Origin of the sequence: Acinetobacter sp. TY2, from assembly GCF_046269225.1 — a bacterium.
Classification (GTDB): domain Bacteria; phylum Pseudomonadota; class Gammaproteobacteria; order Pseudomonadales; family Moraxellaceae; genus Acinetobacter.
In genome coordinates, this window is the sequence record NZ_JBJZOR010000016.1 from 53,402 (window position 1) to 70,021 (window position 16,620).

Consider the following 16,620-nt stretch of genomic DNA (forward strand, 5'->3'; position numbering starts at 1 on the left):
ATCAATGCTCCTGCGCTATTTTCTGTGCGCGAGCAAAAAACATGCGTCTGCCAATGTGTGGAATACCTTCAGCATCATAATAAGATTTTTGTGTAAATTTAAAACCCGCATTGAGCATTAATAATTCAATATTGCGATTAAGATGACAGCCATCAGCAATAATTTTTTGTATCGGGGTTAATAAATTTTGCAATTTTTTCAATGTATCATTGTTATGATATTCAACATGCTCGACCAAATGTAGTGTACCTGTGGGTTTGAGCACACGGCGAATTTCAGCCAAAGCTTTATCTAAATTGGCAATACTACACATTGTCCACGTACTCACCACATGATCAACAGAGTTATCAGCAAAAGGTAATTTTTCAGCACTTGCTTGTAAATGCTGAACTAAAAATGGTGCCTTGAAAATACGCTCTCGAGCAAGCTGAAAGACATCCGCATTGGGTTCAAGCGCATAGAGTGTATCGACTGCTTGATAAAAGGGAATATTCAAACCTGTACCAAAACCAATTTCTAATACATCGCCTTGAATGCTTTTGAGTAATTCTGCTCGACTTTCCATGAGGCTTGGTACTTGCATCACTTGATTCAGAATATGCGGGAAAATATGCTGTTGGTAATACTTATAAATCATGGCTTTGGCTTCTTATTGTGAGCTGTGTTGTCGGATATTGATATAGCGTCTTTATTGTATGATTTTAGCCTGTCTATCCAAAATGTCACTGTGCAGAACTGACAAAAGCTTGACGAAAATTCTGCATATTGTTACCGAAAGCAAATATTTATTTCAGTTTTCAGGCTTATGATAAATATGAATAAAGTTTGAATGGGAAGCAAGGACAGATGAAACACAATGCTGAGTGCGTACAGCCAAAGATTTATAAGTCATCGGCAACAGGCTTAAAATATCTTTTGTGTATCGGGGCTTTGAGCTTATTTGCTTTACAGTCCTATGCTTTTCAATCGGTTAATGTTGCAGGACAGAATACTAGACAAAACGCTGTCAGTGACTTGAAAGCGAATATTGCACATCCAAACAGTGCTATTGCGAAACAACAAGCACAGTCGCAATTTAGGTCATCATTAAAGTCACAGTCGGTAAATTTTAAAAAATTTAATCCTGAATATAATATTGCCAATGGTTTAGCCCCAACTGATGCGAATCAAAAAATCTCAGTACTTGAAGCCTTTCAAGGTGAGTTCCGTATTTTGGGTTCAAAAGAATATACTAATGATGAGCAAGCTAAGTTTTCACCCATCGATTACGCTGTGACACGAGGTGTTTTTACTCGACCAGATATTGCCCGTCAGATTTCGATTAATCAATATGACCGCTTCTTAAATTGGCAGATGGCACATCCACCATTGCCTGCACAAATGGCAACGCAATTGGTAAGTAATATGCATATTATTCCTGCCAATCCGCAAGTGGCTGAAGATATTAAAAAAGTGAAACGTGGTGATTTGGTGCATTTAACAGGTGATTTGGTACAAATTAACGATAAAGATTTGGTGTGGAAATCGGCACTCGATTGGAATGGCGTTGGTGATGGGGCATGTAAACTCATTCGAGTAGATTCAATTCAATGGATTGAAAAACAAAATATTTAAGATTTGATATCGTTAAAATTTATAAGAGAGTATGAGTGTTTAAAATTATGAAATTGTTCATGGGTATGGCATTTACTTGTCTGATGTTGGGATTAACAGCGTGTCAAAGTTCAGGATCAACAGTGGATGGTAAAACACATCAATATATCTTGAAGCAGAAGTGTCCTGCATTGTTAGAAGTTGATCAGGGAGAGGTGATTGTTGTAACTTTGCCTGAGAATCCATCGACAGGTTATCAGTGGCAACTCGCTAAACCTCTGACTTTATTGAAGATGGAAGAAACCTATTTGGCAGGTGAGTCCAATGCAGGCATGGTGGGTGTTCCTGGTACAAAAACCTTTAAATTTACGGCTGAAAAAATAGGACAAGACGACATTCACCTCGTTCATATTCGTCCGTGGGAAGCCAAAGATTCATCTATGCAAGGTGTGGAGCAATGGCAATGTCGAGTCAGAATTTCCTAAACATTGCCTAAGATGCGTTTGATATTTAAAACCTGAAGAAATCTTTCAAGTTTTAAATATTAGGTTAATAGGTTGTTTGAACTTCACTCGAAGCCTCACCGTCAGCCTCTGTATTACTCGTTTCATCGGTTTCGGTATAAGAGTTTTGTGATTTCCAATATTCAAGTTGGTTATTGGCAGTAATTAAATCGCCCATTCCTTTAACTTTATTATTGGGATGATCTTTTTGGTTCATAGAACTCTGACCATTTTTATATTTTTTTGCTTGTTTTTCCCAATATTGATAGAGCAACCCTTGAATATAACGCCCTTGCTCGGTTTTTAAATCTAAATCTTTCAGCATATTTTGAGCAGAACGTACACTGTCTTTTTTGCGTTGTAATTCAAGTTCAGGTGTGAGATTACCTTCATCAAGCATCTTTTTCAAATCAGCTTCAAGCGCACTATTCATTTCATTGAATTTTTGATCATATTCAATGAGTAGATCAATATCATGTCTATCATCTGCTGTTTTTGGGAATGGTTTAATCTGAGCAGTTTTAAGCTCTTTTTTTACATCACTCGACAGATCTTTATTTTTACTATCAGAGTTTGCATCATTGGATTGAGAACAGCCTGCAACCAACACCATGGAGCTGAACAACATACTCAATACAACGGGTTGAAAACGGAGCTTCATATTCATATCCTGACACTGATTTAATGGTTTTTATGTATTACTGACCGACCAATTTTTGATAATGGTAAGCATAAGTTCGATAGGGAAAGCTAATTTCATCCTGAGCTTGCTTTCCTGTGTAATCATATACTAGTTTATCAAATTGTTGTTTCATTTGAACTTGCGAGGCACTTGGCATAGCGGCAATAAAACTCGTTGAGAGCAAACGTTGGCTCACGACTTGTTCGACTAAGCCTGTATGTAATTGATTGAATGTACTTAATGTTGGAGCATCAAAACATTGTTGCATTTCTGTTGAGTTAAAGGCATTTTTCCATAAATCACTATGGAAGCGTGGGGTATCACCTTCGTATTGAGCCAATAAGTCAGCAATTGCTTTAACCCAATTAACCTGTTCATCACGTTGATTCCAAATGAGCCCAAGATGTCCTTGGGGTTTTAAAATCCGATGGATTTCACGTAGACTTTCAGCATTTGCAAACCAATGAAAAGATTGGGCGCATACAATAGCATCAACATATTCATTTTTAAGTGGAATTTCATCGCTGTTCGCTTGTATGGTTTGTACATCAGGATGTACTATTTTCAATTGTTCAAGCATTTCTGAAACAGGCTCAACAGCAATAATATGAGGTGTGATCTGTTTGAGATAAGGCAAAAACTTTCCTGTTCCTGAACCAAGATCGACAACAATAGAATCCTGATCTAAATTCAGTTCATTTTTGAGCCAAGATACGATGTCTTGAGGATAATCTGGGCGTGCTTGTTGGTACAATTCAGCTGCTGAACTGAAGCCTTTTTGTGCAGCAGGATGTAAATAATGTGTCATATTTTGCGCTTTTTAATCTGTGTAGAATCTATAAAATATGACACCACATGTAATGGCTCGGCAAGTCATTCATTGTTTCATTTTTTAGCCTTTTGGAGAGTCCGGTTCACGGTATTGCGATGGATAAGCAGATAATTTTTGAAGATGAGCATATCAGAGCCATTTACCTAGAGGGAACGACTGAAACGCTAGTGTTGTCTTTTGGCGATTTAATTACGCGTGCGAAAGGAACATCGATCAATGCTGAAAAGTCATTGATGAAATATGATTATAGTATGGTCGGCATTATGCCCAAGCAAAAGTCTTGGTTTCCTGCGGTAAGTATGTCTGCTTTACTTGAATTTTTAACACCCATTTTGCAAAAGTATCAACGTATTGTCGGCTATGGTGGCTCGATGGGTGGTTATGCTGCAATTAAATATTCTAAGCCACTCAAAATGAACCGTGTGGTGGCAATGGTGCCACAATATTCGATCAATCCTGAAGATGTAGACGATAAGCGCTATACCGATTTTTATGATGCAGATTTAAATGCAGATATGCAGATTCAAGCACAGGATATTAATCCTGAGTGTGAATATATTATTGTTTATGATCCTTATTTTGAACATGACAAAGAGCATTATTTAAAAATTAAACCGCTTATTCCTCAGTTGCATACATTACATCTACCCTATACAGGACATGATGCCATTGCTGTTTTGGCAAGTTCAGCATTACTGCATGACTTTATCGAACGTCCATTTGAGCCGATTTATTTTTATCGTCAAATGCGTGAAGTGAAGAAAAATAGCAAGTTTTACTATCGTAGTGTGGTTGCTCATTTACTTGGTGCACACAATGAAGCTTTAGGAAATATTCTGAAAGGGATTGATTTACAACTCGATAAAAACTTTTTTGATGCGAGTTTAAAACAAACTATTACCCGAATTTTACTGACCAATAAACGTGTCGATGAACAAGACTTAGAAAAGTTAGGTATACAGGTCAATTTTGCTTTTGAAGAAAAAAATCAACTGCAAGATCGTTTTGGCAATATTTTAGTTTTTAATGTAATAACCCAAAAAGTTGAAAGTTATGAACAGCAGGTGATTGATATTAATGGTAAATACATTATTCCATTGCATGTTGAACATAGCGGTTTAGTTCAGGTTGAAGTGAAAAAACAGACCTATTTGATCTGTATGAATGATCGCCGTGTGACCAAATTGTTCAAACAATATGAAGCTTTATCTTTGGATATGCATCCGATTGTTATTAAAAAATGCCCAGAATTTTATTTATTGAGCTATAAAAACTTATATATGCATTCAGATGAGCAAGGGAATTGTAATTTTGAGTCTGAGTCAGTGCAAGACAACGAAAAATTCACGATGATTTAATAAAATTTTCGTCCTTCTATGAAAGGATGAGGGCGAATTTTTATAGATTTACATGGGGTTAATGGCAAGATTGTAACGCAGTAACAGGAAATAGTTGTAAGTGGGTTTTGAAACTCTGTTGCTGTTCAGATGCTTTGGGATCAAGTTCGACTCGTTGAACAGTTGTGGAAAATTCTCCTTTATTTTCGGATAAATTAGTTAATCCTCCATGACTGTAATGATATTCATAATGTGCAGCATGTTGAAGGTGTAGTTGATTTTGGATATATGCAAATAAGAAGTTTTCTTTAGTACGACCTATTTCTCCATAAAAGATTGCTTCAATTCGACAGCCTTGTGGAGTTTTAATGAGTTTAATTTGATTACCTTCAGTTGTTTGAAATTGATCAAAATTTTCTACAGATTGTAAGACTTTTTCGTCTTCCACTGGTTTTGCCAATGAGATGGGTGTAATTAAAATATTACTCAATAAAAAAAATATTGCAGTGTAGATATATTGCATCATTAGTTGAAAACTCTTTATTATTTATGATTTTCTCTGAATTTTTCAGGGTTTATTTTTTAAAATACTTTAGACCTATCGTCATTATTTGGAAAGTATGTGCATTAGAATACATGATATAAAAGAAGTACATAATACTGTCTATGATTGATAAGGGAACACATGAAAGCTGTATTTTTAGACTATGAATCATTAGATAAAAATGATCTTGATTTTAGTGCATTACGTGAAATATTTACTGATTTAGAGTTGTATCCATCTACATTAGCCACACAGGTTTTGGAACGTGTACAACATGCTGACGTCGTGATCACTAACAAAGTCGTGCTTGATGCAGAAACTTTAAAACAATGTGTATCTCTTAAGCTAATTTTGATTTCTGCGACAGGGACAAATAATGTTGATCTTGCTCAAGCCAAAGCGCAAGGCATTACGGTGTGTAACTGCCAGGGCTATGGCACATCCGCGGTGGCGCAACATACACTAATGCTCATGCTCACTTTGGCGACTTCAGTTATTCAATATGATCATGCAGTAAAACAAGGTGAATGGAATAAATCGCCAATCTTTTGTTTGCTTGATTTTCCAATTGTGGAGCTTGCAGGAAAGACTTTAGGCATTTTGGGTTATGGTGAATTGGGGCAGGCTGTGGCTAAACTTGCCGAAGCTTTTGGGATGAAAATTATAGTCGGTGCTTTGCCTAATCGTTCAACTGGAAACCGCGTGGCATTGTCTGAGCTTTTACCACAAGTTGATTTTTTAAGTTTACATTGCCCTTTGACAGAAGAAACGCGTGATCTGATTGATAGCAAAGCCTTTGAGAAGATGAAGCCAAGTGCATTTTTAATTAACTGTGCACGAGGTGGCATTGTCAATGAACATGACTTGGCAACAGCTTTACGTACAGGAAAAATTGCTGGTGCAGCAACCGATGTACTCAGCGTTGAACCACCAAAAGAGGGTAACGTTCTACTTGCCAATAATATTCCTAACTTAATTATTACACCGCACAGTGCATGGGGCAGTGTTGATGCTAGGCAACGTATTGTGCAACAATTAACAGAAAATGCATCGGCATTTCAACAGGGGAAACCCATTCGGCAGGTCGGTCTTTAATCGGTCTATATAAAAAATTGCCTCAATACATCATTATTCTACCCAGCAAAACAGATAAAAATGAGGAGTTTTACATCGTGAAAACAACCCAACAGCAACTTAAGTTTTTCGGTGTCTTTGAACTTTTGATTTTTTTAGCGACTTTTTCTTTTATTGGTTTAGATATCTATGCACAACAGTATTTAGCACAGAATCCGCAAATAGATGTACATAAAGCCTTTTCATTTTTACCCTTACTGATTGGACTTGTAGTATTGATCATCTTTTTTATCAGTATTATTGTCAAAGTTCGTTCAATTTTACAATTTTCAGTGGCATGTTTATTGGCATTGGTACAATTGTGGCTCAGTTATTGTTTCCTATCTTCAGGGGCTTATCCATTTTTTGAATATAGTGCATCTCTTGGAATGGCTGTATTTGTCATGCTATCGGGACTGCACTTTTATGTCGGGCATCGTTTGATGAAAGCATTGAACCAACATGAGTTTGTGCTTTAAACCTTTGGGATTTTATCCAGATTCCTCATTTGAAATAAATGAGGAATATTTACATTATTTTTAGCGAGGAACGCCACTGGTATCATCTTCATTCGATGCTTTGGTTGAAGAATTTTCCGTTTGTTTGGTTGTCGTATTTTCTATAGGTAAGGATTGTTTGACGATCTCGGGTTCTACTTGTGTATTTTGCACAGTTGTTGGTTGTGCTATAGGCGTAAGAGGGGTTAGAACTGTAGTCGTAGGAGTGGCAGCAGTCACTTCATAAGCTGTTTTTGTGGGTATTTTGGACTGACTTAAACTGCCTTGTTCAATGGGCACGTTATATTCAGTTCGACCTAAAACACGGTCTGTGGTTTGTTCCACTTTTTTAACTGCTGTATCTATGCCTTTCTGTGTATTTTCTTTGGCAATGGTCGCCTGTTCTGCGGTATATGTTTTGGTATTGTTGATAGTTTCATCAAATTTTGGTTTGATTTTTCGGATACCATTTTCCGTTGCTTCTCCGACTTTCTCAGCTGTATTTTGTACAGCAGAACCTGTCTTTTTCGCAATCACCTTAAAAATATTAGGGTTGTCACCGTATGGTGTAGTTTTATTTTCAGTAGTGGTTTGTGCATAAATGGATGTTGTACCAAAAAGTGTAAAACTAAGCGCTAATACTTTGATTTTCTGCATTATTAAATGTACCTTCCTTTTATATAGTGACATGATACTTGCAAAATGAGGCATCGTTGTACACTGTTGGTAAAAGCATGTATAGAAACTTACTCAGTAAATCGGATTTACTGAGGTATTGTGGAGATTAGTTACAGATTTCGAGTGATGAAGCATTGAAGTTCTTTTTCAGTGCATTGAAATTTTTAATTTTATGTGCATCTTGAATATCAAATATTGTGTGTGTTTTTTCAATGTCGGCATCTACATTTGAAAATGCGGAAATAAGTTGATCACCTTTAAAAATCCAATGTTCTGTGGCTTTGCCTGTTTCAAAGTTGCCTGTAAACTCTATTACGCAGTTGTCTTTTTGCTTAATGAGACGTGCAAGGTTATGTTTTGTTGAGGGTTCAGCAGAGATGTTTTTATGTTGTTCGATGACAATAGGGGCATTAGGATCTGTCGGTGTTATTGAGCAAGCGGTGAGGGCAAGGGTTGTTAAAATAGTAGAGAAGATGATTTTTGCATTCATTGCTTTTAGTCTTGGCTGAATCTGATGAATTAAGTTTATAGAATCCAATGAGAAGATTCAGATTTATTTGGTTGTAGATTGTTTCAGGTTATTTGTGCATTATAAATATAATTTTATATAAGACATACTGAACAAGAAAAACGATCATTGCTTAAATAATATTCGCCTTGGTAATTTAGAATACTCAGTAAATATTCGCGGAATAAGTCATTTACTTCCTGAAAATCTATAAATGCTTGATTGGTATATTTAGGATCGCCAAAAGGTAAAAGAAGCCCTTCGTGAATCATTGTATTTCTTTTATCAATAATAGATTTTGTTTTTGTACGAGTAATTCTTGCCCCTTCAAAGGTTCGCTTAATCATTTCTGTTGAACCACATTTTCCAAATTTTTTATGACGATAATAAGTATTACCTTTATCTTTTAGAGACTCATAATTTTCAATATCGTGAGGTTGGGTTTTTAAATCTGGATATTGTGGATGCTTAAATTGAGTGTCAGTTTTTATATATCCAATAATTTCAGCATACGTTCTTTTTAGATGCTCCATCAGTACATAAGAAATTATCAGTTTTGTTTCCATCGCAAGATTAGGTTTATTTATTTCTATTAGATAGCCAAATACTACTTCTAATTCTCTAGGATTTTTTAATTCTTTATAGGTTGGATAAACTTGTTCTATAAAACTTCGAATAGATTTACCTCTATTTTCAATGATGTAAGCAGGTGAATTTATAATGAAGCTTATACAGTTTCTTGATTCTATTTCTAGATTGTCAATCTTATAACTATGACGACAAATAGGTGCTTGTTGCGCAAAAGAAAGTAACCAACATATATCATCAATAATTTCTAAAATTTGAGGAATTTGCTCTTCTGTAATATCACGAACTGTAACTATGGTAGTTAAAATAGTTTTATTAATATGTTCACTTTGCTTTAATTTGATGTCTTGTTGTCTAAATTCAAATACAAAACCTTCACATTGTATAATTGTAGTGTCAAGAACTCCTTGAGTTGAGAATAATTCGCCCCACATAAATAGATTAATAAGTGTTGCTTCTAATTTTTTCATAATTCTTTCAATAAAAAAACCCACTTTTTTAAGCAGGGTTCTCATTTTATTTCAAATATTTAGCTTAGTGCTGTAAAACTGAAAGATCCGTAACAGTTGTAAAAACAACGTAACTATCTAAGAAAATTTAAACTACTTAATTTTCTAAATCTTTGGTAAAAAGAATAAAAGTACAAAAGCACCAAAAATCCCACCCAAAACTAGCCAATCTTTTTTACGCATATCGGCAATACGTACGACTGAGAAATAAATACTACTATAGAAAATCAGTACAAAAACAAAAAGGACTAAAGGATTGTTATAGAAAAATCTGCTGATTCCAAAAAAGATAAAAATAACTGTGCTTGAAACCCAATAGAGAAGTGCTAAAAAGAACTTATACATAGATAAGTTTCGAACTGTACGATCTAAACGGGGCAAACTAACCGCTAATACAATTAATCCTACAATTCCACCTAAGATGGAAATGAGCATGAAAAAAATTCCACTCATATCTTTTTTTTCAGGGGTGTAGGCAAAGTTTTTGTAAATTAAGTAACTGCTAATCAACAATAAAAAATGAATTAGAATAAGTTTGAGATCAATGCTATAAGGGCTTTTGGGGGTTGTTGTATTCATTTTGGTATTATGTATTCTAGAAATAAAAATAAAACCCCACTTATTTAAGCAGGGGTTTATTTTTATTTCAAATATTTAGCTTAGTGCTGTAACACCGAAATATCCGCAACAGCCGTAAACAAACCACGCAACTGCGCGAGTATGCGTAAGCGGTTCGCTTTTAATTCAGCATCTTCTGCCATCACCATGACACCTTCAAAGAAAGCATCAATTGGTGCACGTAAAGCTGCAAGTTTAGAAAGTGCTTCAGTGTAATCTTTTGCATCCAAAAGTGGTTGAACTACAGGCAGTACATTTTGAATCTCGGTATAAAGCGCTTTTTCAGCATCTTCAACCAGTTTAGATTCAACGATTTCACCAGTAGGTTCAGCTTCTTTCGCCAAGATATTTGCAACACGCTTATTGGCAGCAGCAAGAGCAGCAGCTTCAGGCAAGTTACGGAAATGATTGACCGCATTTACACGCTTATCAAAATCTAACGGAGATTTAGGAGAAAGTGCTTGAACTGCTTGAATCACATCAACAGCAACGCCTTGATCTTCATACTTGGCACGGTAACGACCTTCAAGGAATGCCACAGCATCTGCCAAAGTCTTGCCGTGATCTTTTAATACATCGCCATAAGCAGCTAAAGCAAGTTTGATGAGTTCTTCAATCGAAACATCAAGATTATTTTCAGTCACAAGGCGCAAAATACCAATTGCAGAACGGCGCAGTGCAAACGGATCTTTCGAACCTGTCGGTGCTTGACCAATACCAAAAATACCTGTCAATGTATCTAAACGATCAGCAAGGGCAATGGTTGTACCTGTCTTAGTTTGCGGTAAAACATCACCTGCAAATTTAGGTAAATATTGCTCACCTAAGGCTTCTGAAACTTCAACGTTTTCACCTTCAAGGCGTGCGTAATAAGTCCCTGCAATCCCTTGAAGTTCAGGGAATTCACCCACCAACTCAGAGGTTAAGTCACATTTTGCAAGAAGTGCAGCTTTTTCAGCATCGGCAGGGTTTGCACCTGTGATTGGCGCTAAAGCCACAGCTAATTTTGCAATACGTTCAGATTTATTCCACAGCGTACCCAATTCAGCTTGGAACACCATATTGGCTAATTTTTCTTTACGAGAAGCAAGCGGTTGCTTTTGATCTTGTAAGAAGAAGAATTCAGCATCTGATAAACGAGGACGTACAACTTTCTCATTCCCTTCAATAATTTGAGCAGGATCTTTAGACTCAATATTGGAAACAGTAATGAAATAAGGCTGTAATTTATGTGCTGCATTGACCAAACAGAAATACTTCTGGTTGTCTTGCATCGTGGTGATCAAGGCTTCTTGAGGCACTGCAAGGAAACGTTCTTCAAAGCTTGCACGTAACGCAACAGGCCATTCAACCAATGCAGTCACTTCATCACGTAGGTCGGCAGGAACGATGGCAATCGCATTGACTTCATCAGCCAAAGCTTTAACTTGTTGGTCAATGATCGCTTGACGCTCTTCAAAAGAAGCCACGACATGTGCTGCTTTTAATTTCGGTAAATAATCATCTGAATTTGTTAATGAAATTGCTTCAGGGGCATGGAAACGATGACCATAGGTCAGATTACCCGCTTTATGATCCTGAATCGTTGCATCAATCACATCATTGTCTTTTAACAAGACGACCCATTTCACCGGACGAACAAATTCAGTACGGCTTGCAGCAGAACGCATACGTTTTGCGATTGGTAAGTTATCTAGTGCTGTTTGTAAAATTTGTGGAAGTAAAGCGTCAAGACTTTGACCTTTCACATCTTTTAAATAACAAACTTTTTCAACTTTACCTGCTTGGAAAGTTGATACTTGATCCGCAGTAATGCCTTGACCACGCATAAAGCCTTCTAAGGCTTTGGTTGGTTTGCCTTCTGCATCATAAGCAGCTTGTAGGGCAGGACCATCAAAACGCTTTTGAGTGTCTGCTTGTGCACCATCAACATTAACAATTTTTAATGCCAAACGACGTGGTGCTGCATAAGCTTCAATTGAATCAAATGCCAAACCTGCATCTTTTAGACCTTTTATAGTTTCTGCCAATAGGGCATCACGTAATTTTTTTAAGCTTTTTGGAGGAAGTTCTTCACAGCCAAGTTCGAATAAAACGGTATGTTTAGACATTATTTATTCTCCTCAGCTTTTGCGTCACTTTCAACTTGTGCTTTTAATTGCGCCAATACTTCATCACGAAGTTTAGGTTCAGCCATTGGGAAGCCAAGCTTCGCACGGGCATCTACATAGCTTTGTGCAATTGAGCGTGACAATGTACGTACACGTAAAATATATCGCTGACGTTCAGTCACAGAAATTGCACCACGAGCATCTAACAAGTTAAAGCAGTGTGATGCTTTAATGACTTGCTCATACGCTGGAAGTGGAAGTTTAGCTTCAATTAAGCGTGTCGCCTCAGCTTCGTAAAAGTCGAAAAGCTCAAACATTTTTTCAACGTTGGCATATTCAAAGTTATAAGTCGATTGTTCTACTTCATTTTGATGGAACACATCGCCATAAGTCACAGTACCGAATTGACCTTTTGTCCAAACAAGATCGTAAACTGAATCTACGCCTTGAAGGTACATTGCCAAACGTTCAAGACCGTAAGTGATTTCACCTGTCACAGGGTAGCATTCCAAACCGCCCACTTGTTGGAAGTAAGTGAACTGAGTTACTTCCATACCGTTAAGCCAAACTTCCCAACCTAAGCCCCAAGCACCGAGTGTTGGAGATTCCCAGTTGTCTTCGACAAAACGAATATCGTGAATAAGCGTATCAATACCAATCGCTTTGAGAGAGTCAAGATAAAGCTGTTGGATATTGTCAGGGTTTGGTTTAAGGACGACTTGAAATTGGTAGTAGTGCTGTAAACGGTTTGGGTTTTCGCCATAACGACCATCTTTCGGACGGCGTGAGGGTTGAACGTAAGCTGCGTTCCAAGTTTCAGGGCCAAGTGCACGTAAGAATGTTGCAGTGTGGAATGTCCCTGCACCCATTTCCATATCGTAAGGTTGTAAAATGACACAACCTTGTTCAGCCCAGTAGTTTTGTAAGGCTAAAATTAAGCCTTGGAATGTATCGATATGCGATATGGCGCGACTCATGCAGCATCCACTATAAGTATTAGAAAAATTGGTTCTCAGTATAAGGATTTTGGGAGGGAGTGGCAAAGGGTATAGGTCAAGTTATACTGTTTTTCATAAAGGTTAGAATTCAATCAAAATATTTGGCTAAGTTATGATGATAATGTGATTAAAATAAAATGAGAAATAGATGAATTATTTAGAAATTATTGGCAAAAAATTAATTCATACCCAAGGGGGCAAGAGCATCTCAATTGGGCAGTATTTAAACTTGAGCAAGGTTTTGAAACAGAGTCTATTATTACTTTAGTTTCGTTATTGCTAGAAATTTTCGCCTGATGTAGATATTGCAGAAACATATTTTACTCAATCTATTGAGGAAATTGGATTACTATATCCAATTAATAAAATTGTAATTTATGCATATTTACAGTTTTATTGCGACGAAGTGATTCTTGGTAAAATTGAACCTGAGTATGCTGCCAGTAAATTAAATAAAATTTGTGAAAATATAAAATTTAATCCAAAATTTAAAACGATTTATCATTCAACAATGGTGGTTTGGTATGAGCTGACGGAGGATTTAGACATGTTCTCTATCACTTGATTGATCATAAAGGCTTCGAGAGCTTTTCATTTGGAAAATAGAATTAAATAATAGAAGATATAAAATAAATATACCTTTAAATTATCATTATCGTATAATTTAGCAATATTTTGAAAGGCTGAGCTCGATATTTGTGTCTGAATTTACAATAAACTGGTTAAACACTTTAAAACCAAATTTTAAAGTTTTACCCTTTAAAGATCGCGTGTTATGTGGATTAGGTGCACTCATCGGTCTAGCTATTTCTTCATTAATCAGTTGGCACGTGCTAGGTGGGTTTAATGCATGGTATATCGCACCAATGGGAGCATCATCGGTCTTATTATTTGCAGTTCCTGCTAGCCCCTTAGCACAGCCGTGGAATGTTGTAATAGGTAATATCATTGCAGGAGTCATTGGTGTTAGCTGTGCCTTATTCATTGCAGAGCCGACGCTTGCCTTTAGTTTGGCTGTTGCACTGACTATTTTTCTAATGATGAGTACAGATTCCTTACATCCACCAAGTGGGGCTGTGGCAATTACTGCTGTGATGGGAGGTGAGTCGATTCATCAACTAGGTTATGCATTTGTTTTTTATCCTGTGTTACTCAATTCAATTTTACTGCTGATTGTTGCGATAATTTATAACCGAATGCTGGGTAAGCAATTTCCTCAAGTTGCGCAAATCAATACGCGTTCTAAAGATCCAACGCCAACCCAAAAAGTCACAATTCAACCGCAGGACATTAAAGATGCGCTTGCTGATCAGACTGAATTACTCGATATCAGTGAATATGACTTACAGAAAATTATTCTAAAAGCACAAGAAAATGCCAATGCTCGACAGGTCGGTGATTATTTATGTCAGGACATTATGAGTAAAGATGTAATTTTTTTACATGCTGAAGATGACATTCATACGGCATTAGACAAGTTTAAGCAGGTCAATTTAATGAGTTTGCCTGTAGTGAATGTGGACAATGAATTAGTGGGCACACTTGCATTGTATGAAGTGGTGGAGTGGTTTAAAGGTTCAACAGATGTACATACATCATGGCAGTATTTAGTGAAACAGATTATGAATCTGCAAGTAGTGACGGTACAACCTCAGCAACCGATTCAGGATTTAATTCCTTATTTTGTTGAGCGGTCATTCAATTATATTCCTGTGGTTGATGGTAAAAAGATCGTTGGGATTATTAGTCGTGCCGATATGATTGCAGCTATGCAACAGTTATTGCTGAAAAAATAAAGCTTTAAAAGTTTACTATTTAAAGTCAAACCTAAGGCAAAAAAAAACTGCGATACATTGGGGTAATGATCGCAGTATAAAAATGAAGTAAGAAATCTATATAAATGTATTATCGATGAAAATTGTTTTCTTCAGACACCGTACGCATGTTGTATGGAGTTTCAATTCGTTGTGTTTGCTTTGGCATGAGCAACCATAATACAAGGTAAACCAAAATGCCTGGAAAGGCTGCACTCATTAGGGAAACCACCACAAAGATGATACGTAACAGTGTTGGATTCCAACCAAAACGTTCAGCAATACCGCCTATTACACCGGCGATCATATTGTGTCGGTTAGAACGGTATAAACCAGAATTGGTCATTCGAGGCTCCTTTAAAAATAAAAAATGAGAGAAACAAAAGTTTAAATATTGCTTCATTTATAAATATGGGGATGATCTATTCGACTTAAAGTCTAGAGCAAAATTATTTTGTTATTGCTCTGTAAGTATAATTTAAATGAGTTCCTTAAAATGCGAGATGAGTTGAAATAGGTAGTTGTGTATTTTTATACTTTTGTAAAAGGGCACTAAAGGTGAATGGTAGTCTGTGGGATAATCACTACTATATACAGATCTAGATGTATGGGTTTGAAGTAAAAGGTATGAATTCTTTTGATTAAGCATAAAATTTTCAGAAAATGTAAAAACAGAACAGTTTGGAGTATCGCTAATACAGCAATTTTTGCAGTATTACTTATGGCATGTTCAAACCAACAAAAAGATGACGTAAGCATGCATGAGGATATTCAGGTTGCTTCAGAAGCTACCGAGCCTCAAAAAAAGATTACAGAAGAAAAAACACAGCAAGATGATAAAGGGGAAAAATTGACAGAAGCTGCAGGACCTGCTGTAACACAAGCTTTAGAGGATGATCATGTAGCGCAGGTTTCAAATGTATCGATGCCTTTTGTTGGGCGTTATCATACTGAAATTAATTGTGAAGATAAATTTGCGCATTGTGAAAAAGGATCAGCAGAATTTATTATTAACTTGCTGCCTGATGGTACGGCACATCGAACTTTTGTATATAAGGGGCGAGTGAGTAATGATAGCCATGAGGAGCTTGCCAATCGTAACTATAAAAAGAATACATGGCATTATGATGAAGAACATCATCAAATTATTGTAAAAAGAATAGAAGGAATTCAATTTTTTTATAGCATTAATGATGAGCAAAACTTGGTTATAGACCGTGATAAAATTTTAAATGTTGATAAGACCAATAAGAATTATTTTTCAGTGAAAGGACATCATGCACCTGAGCATAATTATGTGATGACGAAATTTTAACGGCTAAATGCGAAAATCACTTAGAAGCTAAAATGGAATAAGCAAGAAGAGAAATAATTAAAAAAAAATACAATGGGTTGTTATAGGATTGGAAACGATGATTATTAATAGTCAAGACTCTACCAATTCTGAATACGAATGGGTGTAACAACATTTTAAGTGAGTATGATAAAAAGTAAAAATTTGAAAAAGTGAGTCCATTGAATTTAGTATGGATTGTCTAATTAAAATGAATTTAGATTTGGTTTTGTTGAAGAAACGCAGAATAAAGAAGTTCAGAAATAATCTTGAAGAGGGGAATAAATGGTGGGTCGTCCGCGATTCGAACGCGGGACCAACGGATTAAAAGTCCGCTGCTCTACCAGCTGAGCTAACGACCC

The 16,620-nt window shown here is 36.4% G+C and carries 17 protein-coding genes, 1 tRNA gene and 1 pseudogene; 7 read left to right on the forward strand and 12 right to left on the reverse strand.

What is annotated here, in order from left to right; translation table 11 throughout:
- Nucleotide 1: 1 nt before the first annotated feature.
- On the reverse strand, nucleotides 2-637 hold the full coding sequence (locus ACK1JC_RS11380; protein ID WP_409511990.1) for a class I SAM-dependent methyltransferase: 636 nt from the start codon (nucleotides 635-637) through the stop codon (nucleotides 2-4).
- A gap of 485 nt (nucleotides 638-1,122) precedes the next feature.
- On the opposite strand from ACK1JC_RS11380, the pseudogene ACK1JC_RS11385 reads away from it, so the two are divergent.
- Nucleotides 1,123-1,614: pseudogene (locus tag ACK1JC_RS11385) on the forward strand (hypothetical protein); the annotation flags it as partial.
- A 47-nt stretch (nucleotides 1,615-1,661) separates the two neighbouring features.
- Nucleotides 1,662-2,078, forward strand: a complete 417-nt coding sequence (locus ACK1JC_RS11390) for a protease inhibitor I42 family protein (RefSeq protein ID WP_409511991.1) — start codon at nucleotides 1,662-1,664, stop codon at nucleotides 2,076-2,078.
- 64 nt (nucleotides 2,079-2,142) lie between these two features.
- On the opposite strand, the gene ACK1JC_RS11395 is transcribed toward ACK1JC_RS11390, so the two are convergent.
- Nucleotides 2,143-2,757, reverse strand: coding sequence for a hypothetical protein (locus tag ACK1JC_RS11395; protein WP_409511992.1), 615 nt, complete (start codon nucleotides 2,755-2,757; stop codon nucleotides 2,143-2,145).
- A 37-nt stretch (nucleotides 2,758-2,794) separates the two neighbouring features.
- Entirely contained in the window at nucleotides 2,795-3,586 is a 792-nt protein-coding gene (locus tag ACK1JC_RS11400; protein WP_409511993.1) for a class I SAM-dependent methyltransferase, read from the reverse strand.
- Between the two features lie 119 nt (nucleotides 3,587-3,705).
- Here ACK1JC_RS11400 and ACK1JC_RS11405 point away from each other — a divergent pair, with 119 nt between their 5' ends.
- Nucleotides 3,706-4,968 (forward strand): hypothetical protein, encoded by a 1,263-nt coding sequence (locus tag ACK1JC_RS11405; protein ID WP_409511994.1) that lies wholly within the window; start codon nucleotides 3,706-3,708, stop codon nucleotides 4,966-4,968.
- A 58-nt stretch (nucleotides 4,969-5,026) separates the two neighbouring features.
- Here the strand turns inward: ACK1JC_RS11405 and ACK1JC_RS11410 are convergent, their stop codons facing one another.
- A complete protein-coding gene (locus ACK1JC_RS11410) occupies nucleotides 5,027-5,473 on the reverse strand; it encodes a hypothetical protein (protein ID WP_409511995.1) in 447 nt (148 codons plus the stop codon).
- Nucleotides 5,474-5,632: 159 nt separating this feature from the next.
- Here ACK1JC_RS11410 and ACK1JC_RS11415 point away from each other — a divergent pair, with 159 nt between their 5' ends.
- Nucleotides 5,633-6,586 (forward strand): 2-hydroxyacid dehydrogenase, encoded by a 954-nt coding sequence (locus ACK1JC_RS11415; RefSeq protein WP_409511996.1) that lies wholly within the window; start codon nucleotides 5,633-5,635, stop codon nucleotides 6,584-6,586.
- Nucleotides 6,587-6,663: 77 nt separating this feature from the next.
- Nucleotides 6,664-7,083 carry a hypothetical protein gene (locus ACK1JC_RS11420; RefSeq protein WP_409511997.1) on the forward strand — a complete coding sequence of 140 codons (420 nt, stop codon included), beginning with the start codon at nucleotides 6,664-6,666 and terminating at the stop codon, nucleotides 7,081-7,083.
- Nucleotides 7,084-7,143: 60 nt separating this feature from the next.
- On the opposite strand, the gene ACK1JC_RS11425 is transcribed toward ACK1JC_RS11420, so the two are convergent.
- The 6 genes from ACK1JC_RS11425 to glyQ form a co-directional block, all read right to left on the reverse strand.
- The gene (locus ACK1JC_RS11425; RefSeq protein ID WP_409511998.1) at nucleotides 7,144-7,758 is read right to left on the reverse strand and encodes a hypothetical protein; all 615 of its coding nucleotides are present in this window, start codon (nucleotides 7,756-7,758) and stop codon (nucleotides 7,144-7,146) included.
- Between the two features lie 127 nt (nucleotides 7,759-7,885).
- Complete coding sequence (locus ACK1JC_RS11430) at nucleotides 7,886-8,269, reverse strand: hypothetical protein (protein WP_409511999.1); 384 nt, start codon at nucleotides 8,267-8,269, stop codon at nucleotides 7,886-7,888.
- A 113-nt stretch (nucleotides 8,270-8,382) separates the two neighbouring features.
- Nucleotides 8,383-9,345: a hypothetical protein gene (locus ACK1JC_RS11435; protein WP_409512000.1), complete on the reverse strand. Its 963-nt coding sequence runs from the start codon at nucleotides 9,343-9,345 to the stop codon at nucleotides 8,383-8,385.
- Between the two features lie 144 nt (nucleotides 9,346-9,489).
- Nucleotides 9,490-9,963, reverse strand: coding sequence for a hypothetical protein (locus ACK1JC_RS11440; RefSeq protein WP_409512001.1), 474 nt, complete (start codon nucleotides 9,961-9,963; stop codon nucleotides 9,490-9,492).
- Between the two features lie 80 nt (nucleotides 9,964-10,043).
- Entirely contained in the window at nucleotides 10,044-12,113 is a 2,070-nt protein-coding gene (gene glyS / locus ACK1JC_RS11445; RefSeq protein WP_409512002.1) for a glycine--tRNA ligase subunit beta, read from the reverse strand.
- Entirely contained in the window at nucleotides 12,113-13,090 is a 978-nt protein-coding gene (gene glyQ / locus ACK1JC_RS11450) for a glycine--tRNA ligase subunit alpha (RefSeq protein WP_409512003.1), read from the reverse strand. Before glyQ ends, glyS begins: the two co-directional genes overlap by 1 nt.
- A 719-nt stretch (nucleotides 13,091-13,809) precedes the next feature.
- Between glyQ and ACK1JC_RS11455 the strand changes: the two genes are divergently transcribed.
- Entirely contained in the window at nucleotides 13,810-14,907 is a 1,098-nt protein-coding gene (locus tag ACK1JC_RS11455; RefSeq protein WP_409512004.1) for an HPP family protein, read from the forward strand.
- A 109-nt stretch (nucleotides 14,908-15,016) separates the two neighbouring features.
- Here the strand turns inward: ACK1JC_RS11455 and ACK1JC_RS11460 are convergent, their stop codons facing one another.
- Nucleotides 15,017-15,271, reverse strand: coding sequence for a PspC domain-containing protein (locus ACK1JC_RS11460; protein ID WP_409512005.1), 255 nt, complete (start codon nucleotides 15,269-15,271; stop codon nucleotides 15,017-15,019).
- A gap of 375 nt (nucleotides 15,272-15,646) precedes the next feature.
- Here ACK1JC_RS11460 and ACK1JC_RS11465 point away from each other — a divergent pair, with 375 nt between their 5' ends.
- Complete coding sequence (locus tag ACK1JC_RS11465) at nucleotides 15,647-16,240, forward strand: hypothetical protein (RefSeq protein ID WP_409512006.1); 594 nt, start codon at nucleotides 15,647-15,649, stop codon at nucleotides 16,238-16,240.
- A 304-nt stretch (nucleotides 16,241-16,544) separates the two neighbouring features.
- Here the strand turns inward: ACK1JC_RS11465 and ACK1JC_RS11470 are convergent.
- A tRNA-Lys gene (locus ACK1JC_RS11470) sits at nucleotides 16,545-16,620 on the reverse strand.